Origin of the sequence: Micromonospora sediminimaris (genome assembly GCF_016863575.1) — a bacterium.
GTDB classification, from domain to species: Bacteria; Actinomycetota; Actinomycetes; order Mycobacteriales; family Micromonosporaceae; genus Micromonospora; species Micromonospora sediminimaris.
The window spans coordinates 72,463-91,008 of the sequence record NZ_BOPD01000030.1; the positions used below are offsets into that span (position 1 = coordinate 72,463).

An 18,546-nucleotide genomic window follows, 5' to 3' on the forward strand; every position below is an offset into this window, starting at 1 on the left:
GAGGTTCGGGTCGTAGACGTGGCCGGATCCTGACGAAAACCTCTTGATCAACCCAATGGGGCGGGGCGGGAGACGGTGCGTAGCTCAGACAGGGCCGAGGCGAAGCCGTGGAGGAGGTCCGTGGCTTCGGTGAGGCGGGCGGCGGCGGGGTGTTCGGTCTCGGGGCGGTACTCCTCGGCCAGGTAGCCGGCGGCGGCGACCACCAGGCGCTCGTACGCCGCCACGCCCGTCTCCAACTGCCCGGTGAGCGCCTGATGCGCCTCGGCCAGCGGCGGCTTGGCGTCGGCGGGGGCGAGGCGGACCGCGCGTTCCACGCTGGCGACCCGGTTGGCCAGCTCGCGTAGCGACTGCTCGGCGGCGGAGGCTTCGGCGACGGCCGGTTCGGCGAGGCCGGTCAGCCGGCCCGCCATGGAGGACATGGTCGCGGCGGCCCGGTCCAGGCGCTCCCACGGCTGGGCGGCGGCGGTGCCGCGAAGCGCGGTGCGGGAGCGGACCCGACGCACCTCGGCCAGCACACCGGCACCGGCGGGGAGTCGTTCCACGGCGGCGACCAGGCGGGCCCGGTTGCGGGCGGCCACCTGGGCCGGATCCAACGGTGGCGGGGCGGGTTGGGCGGCGAGGGCGCGCAGGTCCACCCAGCGCCACGCGGCCAGGGCGGTGGCCGCGCCCGCGGCGGCGGCCCAGGCCGCGTCGGCGAGACCGATCCCGGCGTACGGGGTCAGCACCGCTGTCGCGCCGCCGAGCCCGCCGGCCAGGACGCTCCACCGGCGGGCGGAGCCACGCAGTCTGCTCAGCCGGCGGAAATACCGGGTGCGCTCGTCCGCTGCCACCGTCGCCTCCTCAGTCTCCGTCAGCCGGCGATTTCCACTCAGCCGGCGGCCGTGGTGTCGCCGGTGCCGCGTTCACGGCTCATGCTGGCGCGGATCTCGTCGAGCCGGGCCACCCCGGGGTCGGCCGTGGCCGGCTGGTCGGCGACGGCATCCCGGTCCGCGCCCGCCCCGAGCTGGTCGCCGGCCATGCTGGCGCGGATCTGGTCCAGCCGGGCGGAACCGGCCGTGTCAAGCGTCGCCTTCTGGATCTCCAGCATCCGGCCCTCGGTCGAGTTGCCGGCCAGTTCGGCGCGGCCCATGGCGTTGGCGTAACGGCGTTCGATGCGCTCGCGTACCTCGTCGAGGGTGGGGGTGCTGCCCGGAGCGGTGAGCGCCGACATGGACTCCAGCGAGGCGGCGACGCTCTCCTGCATCTTGGCCTGCTCCAGCTGGCTGAGCAGCTTGGCGCGCTCGGCGAGCTTCTGCTGGAGGATCATGGAATTGTTCTCCACCGCCCGGCGGGCCTGCCCGGCTGCGGCCAGCGCCTGGTCGTGCAGGGTCTTCAGGTCCTCCGCGGACTGTTCGGCGTTGACCAACTGGGTGGCCAGGGTCTGCGCGGACTGCTCGTACCGCCCGGCCTCGACCTCGTCACCCTTGGCCCGGGCCTGGTCGGCCAGGACCAGCGCCTGGCGGGCATTGGCCTGCAACCGCTCGACGTCGGACATCTGCCGGGACAGCTTCATCTCCAACTGCCGCTGGTTGCCGATCACGGCGGCGGCCTGCTGGACGAGCGCCTGGTGCTGCCGGTGCGCCTCGTCGATCGCCTGCTGGAGCTGCACCTTCGGGTCGGCGTGCTCGTCGATGCGGGCGCCGAAGAGCGCCATAAGGTACTTCCACCCCTTGACGAACGGGTTCGCCATCTCCGCGGTATCCCCTCAATCACGTCGCTGTGCCTGCCCCACCGCCGGGGAACCGGCTCGGCTACCAGCGATGGTGGCTCCATCGTCCCAGCCGGGCGCCAACCCGGGATCCGTACCGACGAGAGGGGACGTCCGCGATCAACCCTACGCGGCGGGAGCTACCGCGACCATCGGCCGCGAGGCTCAGGCGGCGCAGACCACGTCCCGGTCGCTGCGGTCGGCGGGCCGGACCCGGGCGCTGCGCAGCGTGGCCTTGAGCGGGGAGTCCTGCCGCACCGAGACGGCGACGTTGCCGTCCGAGGTGACCTGGCGTACGCCCCGACCGGTCGCCTTGTGCGCCGACGCGGCGGCGACCGATGTCGACTCGGCTGGCTCGTCCTGCACCGGCACCAGCACGCCCGGCATCTGCTCGGCGAGCGCGACCGTGTCGCTGACCTCGCGCAGCAGCTCGGAAAGGCGGGCGCCCAGCGCGTCGCAGATCGCCGCGAGCAACTCGCTGGAGGGCTCCTTCTGGCCGCGTTCGATCTCCGACAGGTAGCCCAGGCTGACGTTGGCTGCGGACGAGACCTCGCGCAGCGTGCGGTGCTGCCCCTGCCGGCGCGCCCGTAGTGCGTCACCGATCACCCGGCGTAGCAGGACCATCGCACCTCCCCTGAGGGACACAGTTCGCCCGGCCAACCGGTCTTACGGGAGCACCGGCTGTCGGAGCTTTCCCGCAACCGTACCCGCTGTGCGCCGCCGCGACATCCCGCCCCGCCCGGTCGTCCCACGGTCGCCGCCGACCGCTCGGTCAATCGACGGCGGCGCGGCTGTCCGACACGCAGGGACGACGGCACCTGGAGTGCCATCGATCCGCGCCGCCGAAGATCAGCAATATCGAAGAGCCGCACCATCGAAAGCGGCGGCAGCGGGTCAGGTCGGAGCCTGGATGTGGTCGGCCAGCAGGCGCAGCGCCTCGGTCACGGCCGTACCCCGCACCTGGTCGCGACCACCGTCGAGGTTCAGCTGCCGCACCTCGGTGCCGTCCGGCCCGGCAACCGCGACGAAGACGAGGCCGACCGGTTTGCCGTCCTGCGGTTCCGGTCCGGCCACGCCGGTGGTGGCCAGACCCCAGTCAGCACCACAGCGTCGCCGCCCACCCTCGGCGAGCGCCTTCGCCACGTCGGCATCGACCGGGCCACGCTCCGCCAGCAGTTGTGCCGGCACGTCAGCCAGCCGCTCCTTCAGCTCGGTGGCGTATACCACCAGTCCACCCCGGTAGACGGCACTCGCCCCGGCGATCTCCACGACCGTGGCGGCCAACAGACCCCCGGTCAGCGACTCGACGGTGGCGAACGTCTCCCGCCGATCGGCGAGGCGGTGCACCACGCCCGCCGCCGCTGCGCCCATCGACCCCTCGCCCTCGCGTACACCCATGATCTGCATCCTGCCCGGCCGCGAGGCGGTCTACGCGTCGCAACGCCGTTGACCCGCCCTCACCCCTGGGAGCGTCGCAGCCGGGTGGCCTGGGCGATGTAGTCCAGCCCGGTGACCAGGGTGACCGCGACCGCCGCACCCATGATCCACGGCCCGATCGGGGTCAGAGCGGCCGGCATCGGCCACAGGTACCAGGTGATGGCCAGCACCTGGAGCGCGGTCTTGATCTTTCCGCCCCGGCTCGCGGCGATCACGCCACGCCGGATCACCCAGAACCTCATGGCGGTGATCCCCAGCTCCCGCGCCAGGATGACCACCGTCACCCACCAGGGCAACCGGTCGTACCAGGACAACAGCAGCAGGGCGGCGCCGGTGAGTGCCTTGTCGGCGATCGGGTCGGCCACCTTTCCCACGGCGGTGACCAACGCGAACCTCCGGGCGATCCACCCGTCGACCAGATCCGTCACCGAGGCCACGGCGAAGATCACGCAGGCGATGACCTGCCATCCGGCGTGCGTCATCCCCGACATGACCACCGAGGCGGCGAAGACCGGTACGAGCGCCAGCCGTAGCGCGGTCAAGGCGTTGGCGGCGTTGACCACGGGTACCCGGGCCACCACCGGCACCGGAGGCGACTCCGTCGCCCCGGTCATCGAATCGCCCCGCTCGGCTGGCGCACCCGGCACCGCACCTCGTGCCTCCTCCGCCTCGTCCCAGCCCACCGTCACCGCGCCGCGCCGGGCGCGGCGGAGATCATCTCATCCGGCACGGCGAGCAGGTCGACGCCCTCGGTACCGGTCACCGTGGCGCGGACCAGGTCTCCGGGGCGCAGCGCGGCCAGGTCGACGCCGCCGCCGTCGGGGGCGACCAGGGTGGTCGACCCGTCCACCTCCGGCGCCTGGTGTGCGGCCCTCCCCTCGACGACCCCATCGTCGACCGAGTCGACGAGCACCTCCACCGTCGAGCCGAGGCGGTCCTCGGCCCGCTGCGAACACAGCTCGTCGGCGAGCGCGCTGAGCCTGTCGTACCGGCGTTTGATGGTGGCGGCGGAAACCTTGCCCGACAGCCCGGCGGCTTCCGTGCCGTCCTCGTCGCTGTAGTCGAAGACGCCGATCGCGTCGAGCCGGGCCTCGGTGAGGAACCGCACCAGCTCGTCGACGTCGCCCCGGGTCTCGCCGGGGAACCCGACGATGAAGTTGCTGCGCGCCCCGGCCTCTGGTGCCAGTTGCCGGGCGGCGGCGAGCAGTTCCAGGAAACGGTCGGTGGAGCCGAAACGACGCATCCGGCGCAGCACCGGCTCGCTGGAGTGCTGGAACGACAGGTCGAAGTAGGGCGCCACCCCGGGCGTGCTGGCGATCGCCTCGATCAGCCCGGGCCTGGTCTCAGCCGGCTGTAGGTAGCTGGCCCGTACCCGCACGATGCCCTCGACGGCGGCGAGCTGGGGCAGCAGCTTCTCCAGCGCGCGCGGGTCGCCCAGGTCCTTGCCGTACGAGGTCGAGTTCTCGCTGACCAGCACGAGTTCCCGGACGCCGCTCTTGGCCAGCCACTCGGCCTCGGCGAGCAACTCGTCCGGAGTACGCGAGACGAAGGCGCCCCGGAAGGCGGGGATGGCGCAGAACGCGCAGCGTCGATCGCAGCCGCTGGCCAGCTTGAGCGAGGCCACCGGGCCGCTGTCCAACCGGCGACGCAGCACCGTACGCAGGTGGGCCGGGGTGTGCTCGTCGACGTCGGTGCCGCGGCCGTGCCCGGGCAGGGAGACCGCGCTGTCGCGACGGGCGACCGGGGTCAGCGGCAGCAGTTCACGCCGGTCGCGGGGAGTGTGTGCGGCGATCTCCCGGCCGGCGACCACGGCGTCCAGCCGAGCGGCGATGTCCGGGTAGTCGTCGAAGCTGAGCACCGCCTGCGCCTCGGGGAGGCTGTCGGCCAGTTCCCGCCCGTACCGCTCTGCCATGCAGCCGGCCGCCACCACCTTCGCCCCGGTGTCGGCGGCGGCCAGCAGCGTCTGGATGGAATCCTGCTTGGCCTTCTCCACGAAGCCGCAGGTGTTGACGACCACCACGTCGGCGCCCTCACCGTCGGTGGTCACCTGCCAGCCGTCGGCGTGCAGGCGGGCGGCCAGTTCCTCCGAGTCGACCTCGTTACGGGCACAGCCCAGGGTCAGCAGTGCGACCCGGCGACCATCGGGGGAAGGTGAGGAGGTGGCAGACACCATCCGAGGGTACCGGGCGGCGATGCCCGTACCGGCGACGGCGGTCCGCACCGGGTCGGGTCAGGCCGCGGTGGCGAGGATCCGGACCACGCGGTCGAGCAGGAAGACCTCGGTGCCGGCCAGACCGACCGAGCAGAAGACCGAGATCTGGTCCGCGTCGGTGCGGCCGGGCGCCGTGCCGGCCAGCACCGCACCCAGGTCGCGCAACCGGGAGGCGTACGGCGGCAGCGCGGCGAGCATCGACGGGGCGTACGACCGTGCCTGTGCCACCGAGTCACTGGCCAGCACGGTGGCGGCGTCGAGCAGGTCGGTGCCGAACTCCGCACGGTCCACCTGCTTGAAGCCGACCACGTTGACGTGGGTCCCGGCGCTCAGGTCGGCGGCGCTCAGCACCGGTGTCGGGCTGGTGGTGGCCAACACCACCACGTCCCGGTCGCGTACCGCCTCGCGGGCGGTGTCCACCGCGCGGGCCGAGATGCCGAGTTCGGCCCGCACCCGGGCGGCGAACGCCTCCCGACGCGCCGCCGAGCGGCTGTGCACGGTCACCTCCCGCAAGGGTCGCACGGCGGCGGCGGCCCATACCTGGGTCCACGCCTGACCGCCGGAGCCGATCACCCCGACGGTGGCCGCGTCCGCGCGGGCCAGCGCGTCCACCGCCACCCCGCCCAGCGCGCCGGTACGCCGGGAGCCCAGTTCCTCGCCCACGGCCACGGCCCTTACCGCCCCGGTCCGCCCGTCGTGCAGCACCACCACCTGCTCGGTTTCCGGGTGCCCGAACGTGTCGTACGCCCGGTATCCGTACCACTGCCCGACCAGGTGCCCGGCGGTGAGCACCATCCGGCCGGCGCCGAGCGACGCAGCGGCCCGCGGCGGGGCGACGAGCCGCCCGTGGTACGCGGCGAGCAGGGCCTGACGCATCGCGTCGACCGAGGTCGCTGCGTCCAGCGCGGCGGCGACCTCCGGATCGGAGATGAGCACGGTCACGGGTCCATGGTGCAGCTTGAAGCAGGCTTGAGGTCCATCCCGGGTGATCCGTCTCACCCGGACGGCCCGTTGCCCGGTGCTACGGTCGATTTCGGCGGCCCACGGCGGCCGGGCCAATTCCGAAGAGGTGACCCGATGGCCTGGATCGTGCTGGTGCTCTCCGGACTACTCGAAACGGCCTGGGCGATCGCCCTGGACCGCTCCGCAGGATTCACCCGACCCGTCGCCTCGGTGGTCTTCGCGATCACGCTGGTGCTGAGCATGGCCGGCCTGGCGTACGCGCTGCGGGAGATCCCGGTCGGCACCGGCTACGCGGTGTGGGTCGGCATCGGCGCGGTCGGCACCGCTCTCGTCGGCATGGTGGCGCTCGGCGAACCGGCCAACCTGCCCCGCCTGCTCAGCCTGCTGCTGGTGGTGGCCGGCGTGATAGGCCTCAAGCTGTTCCACTGACTCGCGGGCGGGCGGGCGGGCGTGACGAACGTCCGTAGTGGGTAGAGATCCGGACAGCAGACCTGAGACTCGACCCCTGGAGGAAGACATGGCCACCAGCACCGTCCGCTCGACCAGCGCCGCCCGCATCTGCACCATCGTGGGTTTCGTGTGCGCGGTACTCGCGCTGCTACTCAACCCGATCCTCTTCGGAGTCATCGGTCTGGTTCTCGGCGTCGTCGGCGCGGTGCTCGGTGACAAGCCGCTCGGCTGGTACGCCGCCGCGGCCAACGTGGTCGCCATGCTGCTGAGCATGCTGATCCTCAGCGCCCTCTGATCCCGGCTACTTCGATGGCCCGCCGCATTCCGCGGCGGGCCATCTCCATGACCTCTTCCACCCCTGCGTCGACGTCCCACCCTCGTCCCCGCATGGCTGTTCCGCTACCAAGAAGCCCGGCCGAACGCCGCTACGGACAGCAACATCGCGGGCCAAACACGAACCGTAGCGCCAGCGGGCAGCCGCCCCTTCCCCTTCCGCCGCTTTGCTCTGCTTCAACCCACGCAACCGCTTCTGAACTGGGGCGATGAAAACGCATCCGCCGCCAGCGGACGATCGACCGTTACCTTCGGTGACCGTTGCGTATATTGAAGCAGAGCAAAGGAGGCAGAGGGGTAGGTGGGTTCTCGGGCAGGAATTCACCTTGAGTAACGAAGGTTGGTCAGCTCGCCCCACGGCTGCGGCTCGGCAAGCACCTCGACGCCTGCCTCGGCCAGCCGGCCCAGCTGGCAAGGGGCGTCGGCTCAGCCATCGCCGCCCCGCAGACCATCCAGGACCTCTTCCAGCTCGTCCGGCTTGACCAGCACGTCACGTGCCTTGGATCCTTCCGACGGGCCGACCACGCCCCGGGTCTCCATCAGGTCCATCAGCCGGCCCGCCTTGGCGAAGCCGACCCGCAACTTGCGTTGCAGCATCGAGGTCGAGCCGAACTGCGAGGTGACCACCAGCTCGACCGCCTGCGTCAGCAGGTCCAGGTCGTCGCCGATGTCCTCGTCGATCTTCTTCTTGCTGTCCTGCGCGGGGGTCAGCACGTCCGGGCGGAACTCCGGCTCGCGCTGGTCCTTGCAGAACTTCACCACGTCGTTGATCTCGCGCTCGGTGACCCAGGCGCCCTGGATCCGCACCGGCTTCGAGGCGCCCATCGGCAGGAACAGCCCGTCGCCCCGGCCGAGCAGCTTCTCCGCGCCCGGCTGGTCGAGGATGACCCGGGAGTCGGCCAGCGACGAGGTCGCGAACGCCAGCCGGGACGGCACATTGGCCTTGATCAGACCGGTCACCACGTCGACCGAGGGCCGTTGGGTGGCGAGTACCAGGTGAATGCCGGCGGCCCGGGCGAGCTGGGTGATCCGTACGATCGAGTCCTCGACGTCGCGCGGGGCGACCATCATCAGGTCGGCCAACTCGTCCACGATCACCAGCAGGTACGGGTACGGACGCATCTCGCGCTCGCTGCCCGGCGGCGCCTTGATCTCGCCGTTGCGCACCTTGCGGTTGAAGTCGTCGATGTGCCGGACCCCGTTGGCGGCGAGGTCGTCGTAGCGCATGTCCATCTCACGGACGACCCACTCCAGTGAGTCGGCCGCCTTCTTGGCGTTGGTCACGATCGGGGTGACCAGGTGCGGGATCCCCTCGTAGCCCGTCATCTCGACCCGCTTCGGGTCGATCAGCAGCAGCCGCACCTCGTCCGGCGTGGCCCGGGTCAGAATGGACATGAGCAGGCTGTTCAGGCAGCTCGACTTGCCGGCCCCGGTGGCCCCCGCGATCAGGATGTGCGGCATCTTCGCCAGGTTGGCCACCACGTAGCCACCCTCGATGTCCTTGCCGAGAGCGACCACCATCGGATGGTGGTCGCTGGTGGCGGCGCGCGAGCGCAGCACGTCACCGAGGGCCACGTTCTCCGGGTCGGTGTTCGGGATCTCCACACCCACCGCGCTCTTGCCCGGGATCGGGCTCAGGATGCGTACGTCCGGGGACTTCACCGCGTACGCGATGTTGCGGGAGAGCTGGGTGATCCGCTCGACCTTGACGCCGTGGCCCAGCTCGACCTCGTAGCGGGTCACCGTCGGGCCCCGGGTGAAGCCGGTCACCGCCGCGTCGACGTCGAACTGGTCGAAGACACCGGTGAGCGCGGCGATCACCTCGTCGTTGGCCTTGCTGCGGGTCTTCGGGGCGGCCCCGCTGCCGAGCATGTTCGACGGCGGCAGCGTGTAGTCGCCAGCCAGGCCGGTCAGCGCCAACTGCTCGGCCCGGGTCGGCGCGGGCGAGTGCTCCGGCGGCTCGGCGGGCTTGCGGCTGGCCGGTACCCGGGACGGCGCCTTGCGGGGCAGGACCAAGGTCTCCTGGAGGTCCGCGCCGTCCAGGTCGTCGAAATCGTCCGGGTCGACCGGCGGTGCCGCACGTTTGGCGGGACGGCGGCGAGTCGGCGTCGCAGGCGCCTCCGCCGTCTCCGTCTCGTCCTGCCCGACCACCCCGCCGGCCAGCAGGCCGAGCCGCTCGGGGATCTTGTTGATCGGCGTCGCGGTTACCACCAGCAGCCCGAACACCAGCAACAGGACCAGTAACGGCACCGCCACCCAGGCCGTGACCGCGCGCTCCAGCACGCTGCCCACCCCCGCGCCGATCAGGCCACCTGCGAAATCCCGCTCGCCCGGGCCGGCCGGCTGCTGGCCGATGTGCAGCAGCGCCGCGGTGGAGACCAGCATGGACCCCCAGCCGACCAACCCGCGCCCCCGGTGCTCGGGGTCGCCGGGCTGGCGCATCAGCCGCCAGGCGCCGATGCCCAGCAGCACCGGCACCACGATGGAGATCGCCCCGAGGAAGAGCCGCACCGTGTCGGCCAGTCGGGCACCGACCGGGCCGGCGGCCGAGAACCAGATCGCGCCCGCACCGAGCAGGGCGAGACCGATGAGCAGCAGGCCGGCGCCGTCGCGGCGATGCTCCGGGTCGAGGTCGCGGGCCGAGGCGGCCTGCCGACCCGCCGCGCGCACCGCCCAGCCGACCCCGTGGGCCAACCCCATCCACAGTGCCTGGATCGCCCGACCGACGTACGCGGCAGGGCCCGGCCCCCTGGTCGAGGTACGGCGGCGCACCGGCGCACGGGTCTTCTTGGCCGGCTGGCGGGCACGACTGTTCGTGCTACCACGCGGCGACGCGCCGCGCCGCCGACTCGCCTGAGGGGTACGGCCCGCCATAGCATCACCGTAACGGCGGGCCGGGTGATTGGCCGGTCATCCTGGTCGCTCCGCGTGTCGCAACGCGGTCCCTGCCGCCTGCCGTGATATTCGCCTCGCGAGGGAGTGTCCGATGGGGTCGCCGGAATTCGAGGACCACGCCGGCGACCCGTTGGCGGGTCATCCGTCGACGCTGCGACCGCTGACCCGGGAACTCGTCGCCGCCGTGCTGAGCCGTCGCGGTCACACCGTGGCCGGCGACGCCGACGGCGCGCTGGTGGGCAGGTGGGCGCAGGGGCACATCTGGTTCCTCCGCGCCGGAGACGCCGGGGAGTTGCTCCAGGTACGCACCGTCGCTGCGCCCGCCTTCGCGGTCCAGGACGTGCCGTGGCTGCACGACTTCTGCAACACCTGGAACCGGGACCGGTTCTGGCCGAAGGCGTTCGTGCACATCGACGACACCGGTCAGGCCCGGGTCTGCGGCGAGGTCATCACCGACCTGGAACGGGGCGTCACCCCGCACCAACTGGATCGGCTGCTCGACCGGGGGATCTCGGCCGGCTGCCGACTCGCCGACGAGGTGGACCGGTTCGCGGGGACGGCGCGCCCGTGACCGGGCCGGTCCCCGGCGCTCGCCGGAGCCGCGGCCGGACGCGAGGCACCGCCCGGCCGGCCGACGGCGTACGCGCCGACCAGCGGATCGCCACCGCCCTCGCCGAGGCGAGGGACATGCCCGACGGCGAGGTGCGCGTCAGCGAGTTGGAACGGGTCGCCGCTCTCGCCGAGGCGGACGACGATCGGCGTACCGCGCTGGACGCCTGGTCCGAGCTGGTCGAGACGCACCTGCGCGGCGGCGAACGGTGGCGGCTGTTCGAGCCGGTCCGGCGTTGCCTGCGGGCAGCGGAGCCGGACGACGACACGCTGCGCCGCTATCGGCGGTACGCCGTCGAGGCGCTGCTCGGCACCCCCCGCATCAGCCTGGACCAGGCTCGCGGCGTCCTGAACGGGCTCACCGAGGAAGGCGGCGAGGCAAACGCGGCGCTGGTGGCGCAGCTGCGGTGCCGGATCGCCGATCACGTGGGCGACGAGCCCGCCGCCCGCCGGTGGCTGGCACGGTGGCGGGTCGGGGCACCCGATACGGCCGCCGGATGCCCCGACTGCCTGCCGGTACGGCAGGCGGAGCTGCTGGCCGGCTGGGGCGACTGGGCTGCGGCGCTCGACGTGCTCAATCCGTTGCTCGACGCCCCGGCCGGCTGCACCGCCCAGCCGGAGGCGGCCCTGACCGCGGCGCTGCTGCCCTGGCTGCGGGCAGGCCACGCGCGGCGGGCGGGTCACGCGCACGTACGGGCGTACCGGCGACACCGGACGGAACCCGACGGGTTCGGCCAGCTCGCCACCCACCTGCGTTTCTGTGCACTGGGTGGGCATCTCGACCGCGGTGTGGAGATCGTCGTCGAGCAGTTGCCCCGCCTGGACCGACCGCACGAGGATCTGTCCGTCATGGAGTTCGCCGCGGCGGGGGCGCTGGTCTGCGCGCTGGCGGGCGAGACAGCCACCGGTCGGGCGGTCCACCGACCGGCATACGGTGGACGGCCGGCCGCCGAGGTCACGGTGGGTCAGCTCGGCGCTGAACTGCTCGCCGTCGCGACCACGCTGGCCGGTAGCTTCGACGCCCGCAACGGCACCGGGCACCAGTCCGGCCGGATTGCCGCCTGGCTGGCCGAGCGTCCGCTCGTCCCGCCGGTGCCGCTGCCGGCCGAAGAGGAGTTCGAGTCGGCCGACGAGTTCGGGCCGGGCGGGGAGTCCGACGACCGGACGGGACCGGACGGCGGTGGCACCGACTTGGCCGTCGACGAGATCGGCGCGTTGACCGTCGCCATGATCATCGATGCGCTGGATCGGCGGGGTGACGGGTACACCGTCGATGCCGCCGGCACGGTGCTGGGACGCTGGGGCGATGCGGTGATCCAGTTTCGGCGGGCCGGAGAACGCCACGACATCCTGCACGCCCGGGTGGTGGCCGGGCGTCGGCTGGCGGCGACCCGGCGCACGGAGGCGTACGCCTTCTGCAACGCCTGGAACCGGGACCGGCTGCTCCCCAAGGCGTACGTGCACGAGCCGGGCGACGGTGAGCTGGTGCTGGCCGGCGAGGTGACCACCGACCTGGCGTACGGCGTCGCCCCGGATCAGGTCGCGGTGCTGGTCGACGCCGCCGTCCGCACCGGTGTCGCGTACGCGGCGGCGGTCGCCGCCCTGCCCTGACCCGACCCGGCCGGGCGCGGAAGAAGCACCCGGCCGGGATGGGGCGGATCAGCGCCGGCTGCTCAGGGCGCGGAAATTCTGCGTGGTGAGCAGGGTCAGGTTGTTGCGCTGGAGGATCTCGTTCACCGGCTGGTAGAACGTGGTCCCACCGCGGACGCAGTCGCCGGATCCGCCGGAGGTCACGCCCTGCGCCTGGTTGCCCGAGATCCACGAGCCACCGGAGTCACCGGGCTCGGCGCAGACGTTGGTCCGCACCAGGCCGCCCACCAGCCCTTCCGGGTAGCGGACGGTGGCGTTGCGGGCCTGTACCGTGCCGCACCTGACCCCGGTGGTGGAGCCGGAGCGGCAGATCGACGAACCGACCGGCACCTCCTGCGAACCGGCCACCCGGGCCACCCCGCCCCGGAAGTCGGTCACCTCCGGCAGCACCCGGGTGTTGTTGTTGACCTGCACGAAGGCCCAGTCGTCACCGGGGAAGGACGAGGCCCGGAAGACGCCCTGCGGTGCCCGGTCGGCACCGGTGGTGCGGTCACCGACCTGCCCGCAGTGGCCCGCGGTGACAAAGCCGCCAGCCACCGCGAAGCCGACCGAGCAACGGCCGCTGCCGATGAAGTACGGTTCGCCGCCGCGTACGTCGGCGAAGAGGCGTGGCTGTTCCTCGGTGGCCATCCGCACCGCGGTCCGCGGCACCCCGGCGCGGGCCACGAAACGCCACCCGGCCGCTTCCGCGCCCGGCTCCGCGAGGACCACCACGGTGTTGGCGGCGACGTCGACGTACCAGCCGGAGACCTGCTGGGCACGAGCGGCGGTACGGTCCATCCGCGTCTTGAGGGTGTCGAGCTGACGCACCCCACGCTCGACCACCTTCGGGACCGCCCCGGCGGCCCGGACCCGCTGCGCCTGTGCCGCGTCGGCGACCGCCACGTTGAGTTCGCTGCCGTCGGCGCTGAGCCAGCTGCCGCCGTAGGCCGCGCCGAGATCCGCCCGGAGCTGGTCGACCACCCCGGATGCCCAGCGTTCGGTCTTCAGACGCGCGGCCACCTGCGACTCGTCCAGCCGCAGGTCCCGTCGCATCGCCTCGACCACGTCGGGGTCGGCGCCCTCCACCGCCGCACTGGTCGGTGCGCCGACCGGCGCGCCACCGTCACCGGCGAACGACGGCAGGGCGACCGCCGTCGCCGCGCCCAGAGCCGCCACCACGACACCGATGGCTGTCAATCGTCTGCGGTCCATCCGCCATGCTCCTCCCGGCTGGCGCGGTTACGCCTGCCGGCTCGGAGTACGGGCAAAAGGCCCGACCGGTTGAACCCGCCCACCGACTAATCGATTTGCTGACGCCGATGGGCCACCACCCGCCAGGTGTGGTGGCCCATCGAAGTCGGTCCGGTACGCCCGGTGGTCAGACCTCGACGACGGTGGGAACGATCATCGGGCGACGGCGGTACGCGTCGTTGACCCAGCGGCCCACGGTGCGCCTAACGATCTGCTGGAGCTGGTGCGGGTCGGTGATCCCGTCCGCAGCGGCCCGGTTGAGCGCCTCGGTCACCAGCGGGATCACCGCGTTGAACGCTCCCGGATCCTCGGAGAACCCCTTGGCCGAGACGGTCGGGCCGGCGACCACCTTGCCGGTGACCGAGTCCACCACGACGGTCGCGGCGATGAAGCCACCGTCGCCGAGGATGCGCCGCTCGGTGAGCAGTGACTCGCTGACGTCGCCGACGGCCAGGCCGTCGACGTAGACGTAGCGGCTCTTGACGTGCCCCACCAGGCTGGCCCGCCCCTCGACCAGGTCGACCACGTCGCCGTCCTCGCAGAGCACCACCCGATCCGCTGCCACGCCGGACTCGATACCCAGCCGGGCGTGCGCGCGCAGGTGTCGCCACTCGCCGTGCACCGGCATCAGATTGCTGGGCCGAACCACGTTGAGCAGGTAGAGCAGTTCCCCGGCCGGGGCGTGTCCGGAGACGTGCACCTTTGCCACGTCCTTGTGCACGACCACCGCACCGGCCCGGGCGAGCCGGTTGATCACCCGGTAGACGGAGGTCTCGTTCCCCGGCACCAGCGACGAGGCGAGCACCACCGTGTCACCGGGTGCGATGGTGATGTGCCGGTGATCACCGCTGGCCATCCGGCCCAGGGCACTCATCGGCTCGCCCTGCGAACCGGTGGACATCAGCACGATCTGCTCGGGCGGCATCGAGGTCGCCTCGTCGAGGCCGACGACCAGGCCGGGCGGGATGTTCAACAGACCCAGATCCCGCGCGATGCCCATGTTGCGGACCATCGACCGGCCGATCAGGGCTACCTTGCGACCGTGCTCGGCGGCCGAGTCGAAGACCTGCTGCACCCGGTGCACGTGAGAGGCGAACGAGGCGACGATGATCCGACCCCGGGCCTTGGCGAAGATCGCGTCGAGGACCGGGCCGATCTCCCGTTCGGGCGTGACGAAGCCCGGAATCTCCGCGTTGGTGGAGTCCGACAGCAGCAGGTCCACGCCCTCGGCGCCGAGCCGGGCGAAGCCGGCCAGGTCGGTGATCCGGCCGTCCAGCGGCAACTGGTCCATCTTGAAGTCGCCGGTGTGCAGCACCAGCCCGGCCGGGGTCCGGATGGCCACCGCGAGCGCGTCGGGAATCGAGTGGTTCACGGCGAAGAACTCACACTCGAACGGGCCGAGCCGCTCCCGGCCGCCCTCCCGCACGGTCAGCGTGTACGGCTGGATGCGCCGCTCGGCCAGCTTCGCCTCCACCAGCGCGAGGGTGAACTGTGAGCCGACCAGCGGGATGTCGGGCTTGTGTGCGAGCAGGTAGGGCACCGCACCGATGTGGTCCTCGTGGCCGTGCGTCAGGACGATCGCCTGGATGTCGTCGAGCCGGTCGAGGATCGGGCCGAAGTCCGGCAGGATCAGGTCGACACCGGGCTGCTCCACGTCCGGGAAGAGCACGCCGCAGTCGACGACCAGCAGCTTGCCGTCGTACTCGAAGACGGTCATGTTCCGGCCGATGGCGCCGAGCCCGCCGAGCGGTATGATCCGCAGTCCGCCCTCCGGCAGCGGCGGTGGAAGTTGGGCCTCCTCGTTGTGCGCCTCGGTCACGCGTTCACCTCATTCTGTGACGCCGTCACCCGGCGTCCGTCGTGTCGTTTGATCATTCAGGGAGCGGTAGGCCCGCCGCCGCGCAGTCGGCGCGCAGCTGGGCGATCTCGCCATCGGTGGCGTCCACCAGCGGTGGACGGACCGGCCCGCCCGGCAGGCCCTGCGCCGCCAGGCCAGCCTTGACCAGGATCACACCCTGGGTACGGAAGATCCCCGTGTACAGCGGTAGCAGGCGGCGGTGCAGCGTCAACGCGGTCGCCGTGTCCCCCGTGTCGTACGCCTCGATCATCTGCTTGGTCTCGGCACCGGTGAAGTGCGTGGAGGTGCCCACCACGCCGACGCAGCCGACGGCCAAAGCGGGCAGGGTGAGCGCGTCCTCGCCGCTGTAGTACGCCAGCTCGGCCCGGCTGGTCACCCAACTCGTCGCCGTCAGGTCGCCCTTGGCGTCCTTGACCGCGACGATGCGGCCGTGTTCGGCGAGCTGGACCAGGGTCTCGGTCTCGATCGCCACACCGGAGCGGTGCGGGATGTCGTAGAGCATCACCGGCAGCCCGGTGGCATCGGCCACCTCGGTGAAGTGGCGTAGCAGACCGGCCTGCGGCGGCTTGTTGTAGTACGGCGTGACCACCAGCAGCCCGTGCGCACCGGCCTTCTCCGCGGAGGTCGCCAGCTCGATGGTGTGTCGGGTGTCGTTGGTGCCGACCCCCGCCACCACCCGGGCCCGGTCGCCGACGGCCTCCACCACGACCCGGATCAGGCGTTCCTTCTCGGCGTCGGTGGTGGTCGGTGACTCGCCGGTGGTGCCGTTGACCACCAACGCGTCGTTGCCCTGCTCCGCGACCAGATGATCCGCCAGCCGCGCCGCGCCGTCGAGGTCGAGCGCCCCGTCGGCGGTGAACGGGGTCACCATGGCCGTGAGCACCCGGCCGAACGGACGGGAGGCCGTTCGCACCGGAGCGTCGAGGTGGTCGTGCGTCATGGTGACAACCTATCGGACGGCCGACGGCCGGCCACCGGGGAAGGGCTCACCAGCCCCGGGCGGGCGGTCCGACGCCCGTCAGGACACCTGGGCGTACGGGCTCTGCGCCACCTCCGTGCCGTCGGGCAGCGTCGAGATGGTGAAGTCGGCGAAGACGTTCGGCGCGACCCGCTGCAACTGTCGGAGGCACTCCACCGCCAGCTCACGGATCTCCACGTCGGCGTGCTCGGTGGCGCGCATGCCGACGAAGTGCCGCCAGGCCCGGTAGTTGCCGGTCACCACGATGCGGGTCTCGGTGGCGTTCGGCAGCACCGCCCGGGCCGCCTGGCGGGCCTGCTTGCGCCGCAGGGTCGGGTTCGCCACGTCGGCGAAGCGCCGCTCCAGCCCCTCCAGCAGGTCGTTGTAGGCCCGTACGCTGGCCTCGGCAGCCTCGACGAACCGCTTGTGCAGTTCCGGGTCCTCGGCGATGACCGTCGGCTCCACCATCGCGGCGTCCCGCTCCGGCACGTACCGCTGCGACAGCTGCGAGTACGAGAAGTGCCGGTGCCGGATCAGCTCATGGGTGAACGAGCGGGACACACCGGTGAAGTAGAAGCTCACTGAGCCGTGCTCCAGTACCGAGAGGTGCCCGACCTCCAGAATGTGCGCCAGGTAGCCGGCGTTGGTGGCCGTCGCCGGATTCGGCTTCTTCCAACTCTGGTAGCAGGCCCGCCCGGCGAACTCCGCGAGCGCCTGCCCCCCGTCGGCATCGGTCGACCACGGCACGTCCTCCGGCGGGTCGAACTGGGTCCACGCGATCAACCTGACCTGGGGCTGCACCATCTCCGGCATTCCTGGGACTGTAGTCGAGACCCGCTGACGACCGGAAAACGCCGGTCCGGGCGCTACACGTAGAGGGCGGTGAACGGGGCCCAGGGCAGGTTACGGACCACCGAGAAGGCGAGCCAGGCGGCGAGGAACCCACCGACCAGCTTCGGACCGATGCGTAGCTCGGGAAGCCGCCAACCGAACGCCTGCCGACCGGCCCAGGCGACGAAGAGGTACGCCAGGAAGGGCAGCGCGAAGACGAAGAGGAAGTGGTGACGGGCGGCGGCCGGCAGATCGGCGTGCAGCACGTACCAGAGGGCACGGGTGCCGCCACATCCCGGGCAGTCCAGCCCGGTGGTCAGCTTGAGCAGGCAGGTCGGCAGGGCATCGGGCGCGGAGCGGGTGGGATCGCTGAGCAGCGTGTACCCGATGCCCGCGGCGACACAGCCGACCGCAGCCAACGGCACCACCCAGCGCGGCGTGCGAGCGTGCATCCGGGTCACGAACCGGGTGAGCCGGTCGGACTCGACCACCGGATAGCCGGCTGGATATCCCGCTGGCCAGTCGCCCTGCTGCGCTGCGCCCGCCGGCCCACCGGACGGGTGACCGGCGTCCAGGCGACCATGTGGGTGCTCGCCGTGCAGGTCGGTCTGCGGCTGGGCGTCCGGTCGGTCAACGCTCGTCACGAGCATCACCGTACACCGGCCACGCCCACCAGCGCGGCGGCCAGTGGCGCCGCGAGGTCACCGGCGGCCGGCGGCGCCACCGCGTCGAGGCCGAGCCAGCCGGCCAGCCGGTACAGCTCGGCGGCCAGCGCGATCGCCGTCTCCCCCGGGTCGACGCCCGGCTCCACCCAGGCGGCCGGCACCAGCAGCACCCCGGACTTGCGGTCCGCCTTCAGGTCGACCCGGGCGGTGAAGCGCTCGCCCTGGCGGAACGGCAGCACGTAGTAGCCGTACACCCGTTGCGGCGCGGGCACGTAGATCTCGATGCGGTAGGTGAAGTCGAACAGCCGCTCGGTGCGGGCGCGTTCCCAGACCAGCGGGTCGAAGGGGCTCACCAGGCTGTTGCCGCGTACCCAGCGGGGTAGCCGGGCCTCGGCGTGCAACCAGGCGGGCTGCCGCCACCCCTGGACCGTGACCGGTCGCAACTCCCCCGCCTCGACCAGCTCGGCGATGGCCTGCCGCGCACCGGCCACCGGCAGCCGGAAATAGTCGCGCAGCTCCGGCTCCGAGGCCACCCCGAGCGACCGGGCCGCGACGCCCACCAGCGTGCGGTGAGCCTGCGCGTCGGTAGGCGTCGGCGCGGCCAGGACCTCCGCCGGTAGCACCCGCTCCGGCAGGTCGTAGCGGCGGGCGAAGGAGCCGGTGCGCTGTGCCGCGCACACCTCGCCGGCCCAGAAGAGATACTCC

Annotated in this window: 18 protein-coding genes; 4 read left to right on the forward strand and 14 right to left on the reverse strand. The window is 72.1% G+C overall.

Annotated elements, in window-relative coordinates:
* Positions 1–47 precede the first annotated feature (47 nt).
* From pspM to Vse01_RS22825, 7 genes are all read right to left on the reverse strand, one after another.
* Positions 48–830: a phage shock envelope stress response protein PspM gene (gene pspM, locus Vse01_RS22795; protein WP_093410163.1), complete on the reverse strand. Its 783-nt coding sequence runs from the start codon at positions 828–830 to the stop codon at positions 48–50.
* A 38-nt stretch (positions 831–868) separates the two neighbouring features.
* Positions 869–1,729, reverse strand: coding sequence for a PspA/IM30 family protein (locus Vse01_RS22800; protein WP_093410160.1), 861 nt, complete (start codon positions 1,727–1,729; stop codon positions 869–871).
* A gap of 183 nt (positions 1,730–1,912) precedes the next feature.
* Positions 1,913–2,371 (reverse strand): helix-turn-helix domain-containing protein, encoded by a 459-nt coding sequence (locus tag Vse01_RS22805; RefSeq protein WP_093410158.1) that lies wholly within the window; start codon positions 2,369–2,371, stop codon positions 1,913–1,915.
* Between the two features lie 270 nt (positions 2,372–2,641).
* A complete protein-coding gene (locus Vse01_RS22810) occupies positions 2,642–3,145 on the reverse strand; it encodes a CinA family protein (RefSeq protein ID WP_093410415.1) in 504 nt (167 codons plus the stop codon).
* Positions 3,146–3,204: 59 nt separating this feature from the next.
* Positions 3,205–3,798, reverse strand: coding sequence for a CDP-diacylglycerol--glycerol-3-phosphate 3-phosphatidyltransferase (gene pgsA / locus Vse01_RS22815; RefSeq protein WP_093410413.1), 594 nt, complete (start codon positions 3,796–3,798; stop codon positions 3,205–3,207).
* 71 nt (positions 3,799–3,869) lie between these two features.
* Complete coding sequence (rimO, locus tag Vse01_RS22820; RefSeq protein ID WP_093410409.1) at positions 3,870–5,357, reverse strand: 30S ribosomal protein S12 methylthiotransferase RimO; 1,488 nt, start codon at positions 5,355–5,357, stop codon at positions 3,870–3,872.
* Between the two features lie 57 nt (positions 5,358–5,414).
* Positions 5,415–6,338, reverse strand: a complete 924-nt coding sequence (locus Vse01_RS22825; protein ID WP_093410411.1) for an ornithine cyclodeaminase family protein — start codon at positions 6,336–6,338, stop codon at positions 5,415–5,417.
* A 135-nt stretch (positions 6,339–6,473) separates the two neighbouring features.
* Between Vse01_RS22825 and Vse01_RS22830 the strand changes: the two genes are divergently transcribed.
* Together Vse01_RS22830 and Vse01_RS22835 are read left to right on the forward strand one after the other, a co-directional pair.
* A complete protein-coding gene (locus Vse01_RS22830) occupies positions 6,474–6,788 on the forward strand; it encodes a DMT family transporter (RefSeq protein WP_093410155.1) in 315 nt (104 codons plus the stop codon).
* 88 nt (positions 6,789–6,876) lie between these two features.
* The gene (locus Vse01_RS22835; protein ID WP_093410153.1) at positions 6,877–7,104 is read left to right on the forward strand and encodes a hypothetical protein; all 228 of its coding nucleotides are present in this window, start codon (positions 6,877–6,879) and stop codon (positions 7,102–7,104) included.
* Between the two features lie 464 nt (positions 7,105–7,568).
* On the opposite strand, the gene Vse01_RS22840 is transcribed toward Vse01_RS22835, so the two are convergent.
* A complete protein-coding gene (locus tag Vse01_RS22840) occupies positions 7,569–10,016 on the reverse strand; it encodes an FtsK/SpoIIIE family DNA translocase (protein WP_093410150.1) in 2,448 nt (815 codons plus the stop codon).
* Positions 10,017–10,128: 112 nt separating this feature from the next.
* Between Vse01_RS22840 and Vse01_RS22845 the strand changes: the two genes are divergently transcribed.
* Both Vse01_RS22845 and Vse01_RS22850 read left to right on the forward strand, forming a co-directional pair.
* A complete protein-coding gene (locus Vse01_RS22845) occupies positions 10,129–10,608 on the forward strand; it encodes a YbjN domain-containing protein (RefSeq protein WP_093410148.1) in 480 nt (159 codons plus the stop codon).
* Positions 10,609–10,724: 116 nt separating this feature from the next.
* Entirely contained in the window at positions 10,725–12,257 is a 1,533-nt protein-coding gene (locus tag Vse01_RS22850) for a type III secretion system chaperone family protein (RefSeq protein WP_093410407.1), read from the forward strand.
* Between the two features lie 48 nt (positions 12,258–12,305).
* Here Vse01_RS22850 and Vse01_RS22855 read toward each other — a convergent pair whose 3' ends face one another.
* From Vse01_RS22855 to Vse01_RS22880, 6 genes are all read right to left on the reverse strand, one after another.
* Positions 12,306–13,490, reverse strand: coding sequence for a S1 family peptidase (locus Vse01_RS22855; RefSeq protein WP_093410145.1), 1,185 nt, complete (start codon positions 13,488–13,490; stop codon positions 12,306–12,308).
* A gap of 166 nt (positions 13,491–13,656) precedes the next feature.
* Positions 13,657–15,348, reverse strand: coding sequence for a ribonuclease J (locus Vse01_RS22860; RefSeq protein WP_093410143.1), 1,692 nt, complete (start codon positions 15,346–15,348; stop codon positions 13,657–13,659).
* Between the two features lie 52 nt (positions 15,349–15,400).
* Positions 15,401–16,327, reverse strand: coding sequence for a 4-hydroxy-tetrahydrodipicolinate synthase (gene dapA / locus Vse01_RS22865; RefSeq protein ID WP_093410140.1), 927 nt, complete (start codon positions 16,325–16,327; stop codon positions 15,401–15,403).
* Between the two features lie 78 nt (positions 16,328–16,405).
* Positions 16,406–17,149, reverse strand: coding sequence for an FAD-dependent thymidylate synthase (gene thyX / locus Vse01_RS22870; protein WP_093410405.1), 744 nt, complete (start codon positions 17,147–17,149; stop codon positions 16,406–16,408).
* Positions 17,150–17,211: 62 nt separating this feature from the next.
* Positions 17,212–17,829: a DUF2752 domain-containing protein gene (locus tag Vse01_RS22875; protein ID WP_373870703.1), complete on the reverse strand. Its 618-nt coding sequence runs from the start codon at positions 17,827–17,829 to the stop codon at positions 17,212–17,214.
* Positions 17,826–18,546 (reverse strand): winged helix-turn-helix domain-containing protein (locus Vse01_RS22880; RefSeq protein ID WP_204019262.1); only part of this gene is annotated, 721 nt, incomplete at its 5' end. The genes Vse01_RS22875 and Vse01_RS22880, both read right to left, overlap by 4 nt.

Coding starts and splice junctions, on each gene's coding strand:
- dapA (WP_093410140.1), bottom strand. CDS start 16,327: ATGACGCACGACCACCTCGACGCTCCGGTGCGAACGGCCTCCCGTCCG.
- Vse01_RS22810 (WP_093410415.1), bottom strand. CDS start 3,145: ATGGGTGTACGCGAGGGCGAGGGGTCGATGGGCGCAGCGGCGGCGGGC.
- rimO (WP_093410409.1), bottom strand. CDS start 5,357: ATGGTGTCTGCCACCTCCTCACCTTCCCCCGATGGTCGCCGGGTCGCA.
- Vse01_RS22845 (WP_093410148.1), top strand. CDS start 10,129: ATGGGGTCGCCGGAATTCGAGGACCACGCCGGCGACCCGTTGGCGGGT.
- pgsA (WP_093410413.1), bottom strand. CDS start 3,798: ATGACCGGGGCGACGGAGTCGCCTCCGGTGCCGGTGGTGGCCCGGGTA.
- Vse01_RS22850 (WP_093410407.1), top strand. CDS start 10,725: ATGCCCGACGGCGAGGTGCGCGTCAGCGAGTTGGAACGGGTCGCCGCT.
- Vse01_RS22840 (WP_093410150.1), bottom strand. CDS start 10,016: ATGGCGGGCCGTACCCCTCAGGCGAGTCGGCGGCGCGGCGCGTCGCCG.
- Vse01_RS22800 (WP_093410160.1), bottom strand. CDS start 1,729: ATGGCGAACCCGTTCGTCAAGGGGTGGAAGTACCTTATGGCGCTCTTC.
- Vse01_RS22830 (WP_093410155.1), top strand. CDS start 6,474: ATGGCCTGGATCGTGCTGGTGCTCTCCGGACTACTCGAAACGGCCTGG.
- Vse01_RS22835 (WP_093410153.1), top strand. CDS start 6,877: ATGGCCACCAGCACCGTCCGCTCGACCAGCGCCGCCCGCATCTGCACC.
- Vse01_RS22805 (WP_093410158.1), bottom strand. CDS start 2,371: ATGGTCCTGCTACGCCGGGTGATCGGTGACGCACTACGGGCGCGCCGG.
- Vse01_RS22855 (WP_093410145.1), bottom strand. CDS start 13,490: ATGGACCGCAGACGATTGACAGCCATCGGTGTCGTGGTGGCGGCTCTG.
- thyX (WP_093410405.1), bottom strand. CDS start 17,149: ATGGTGCAGCCCCAGGTCAGGTTGATCGCGTGGACCCAGTTCGACCCG.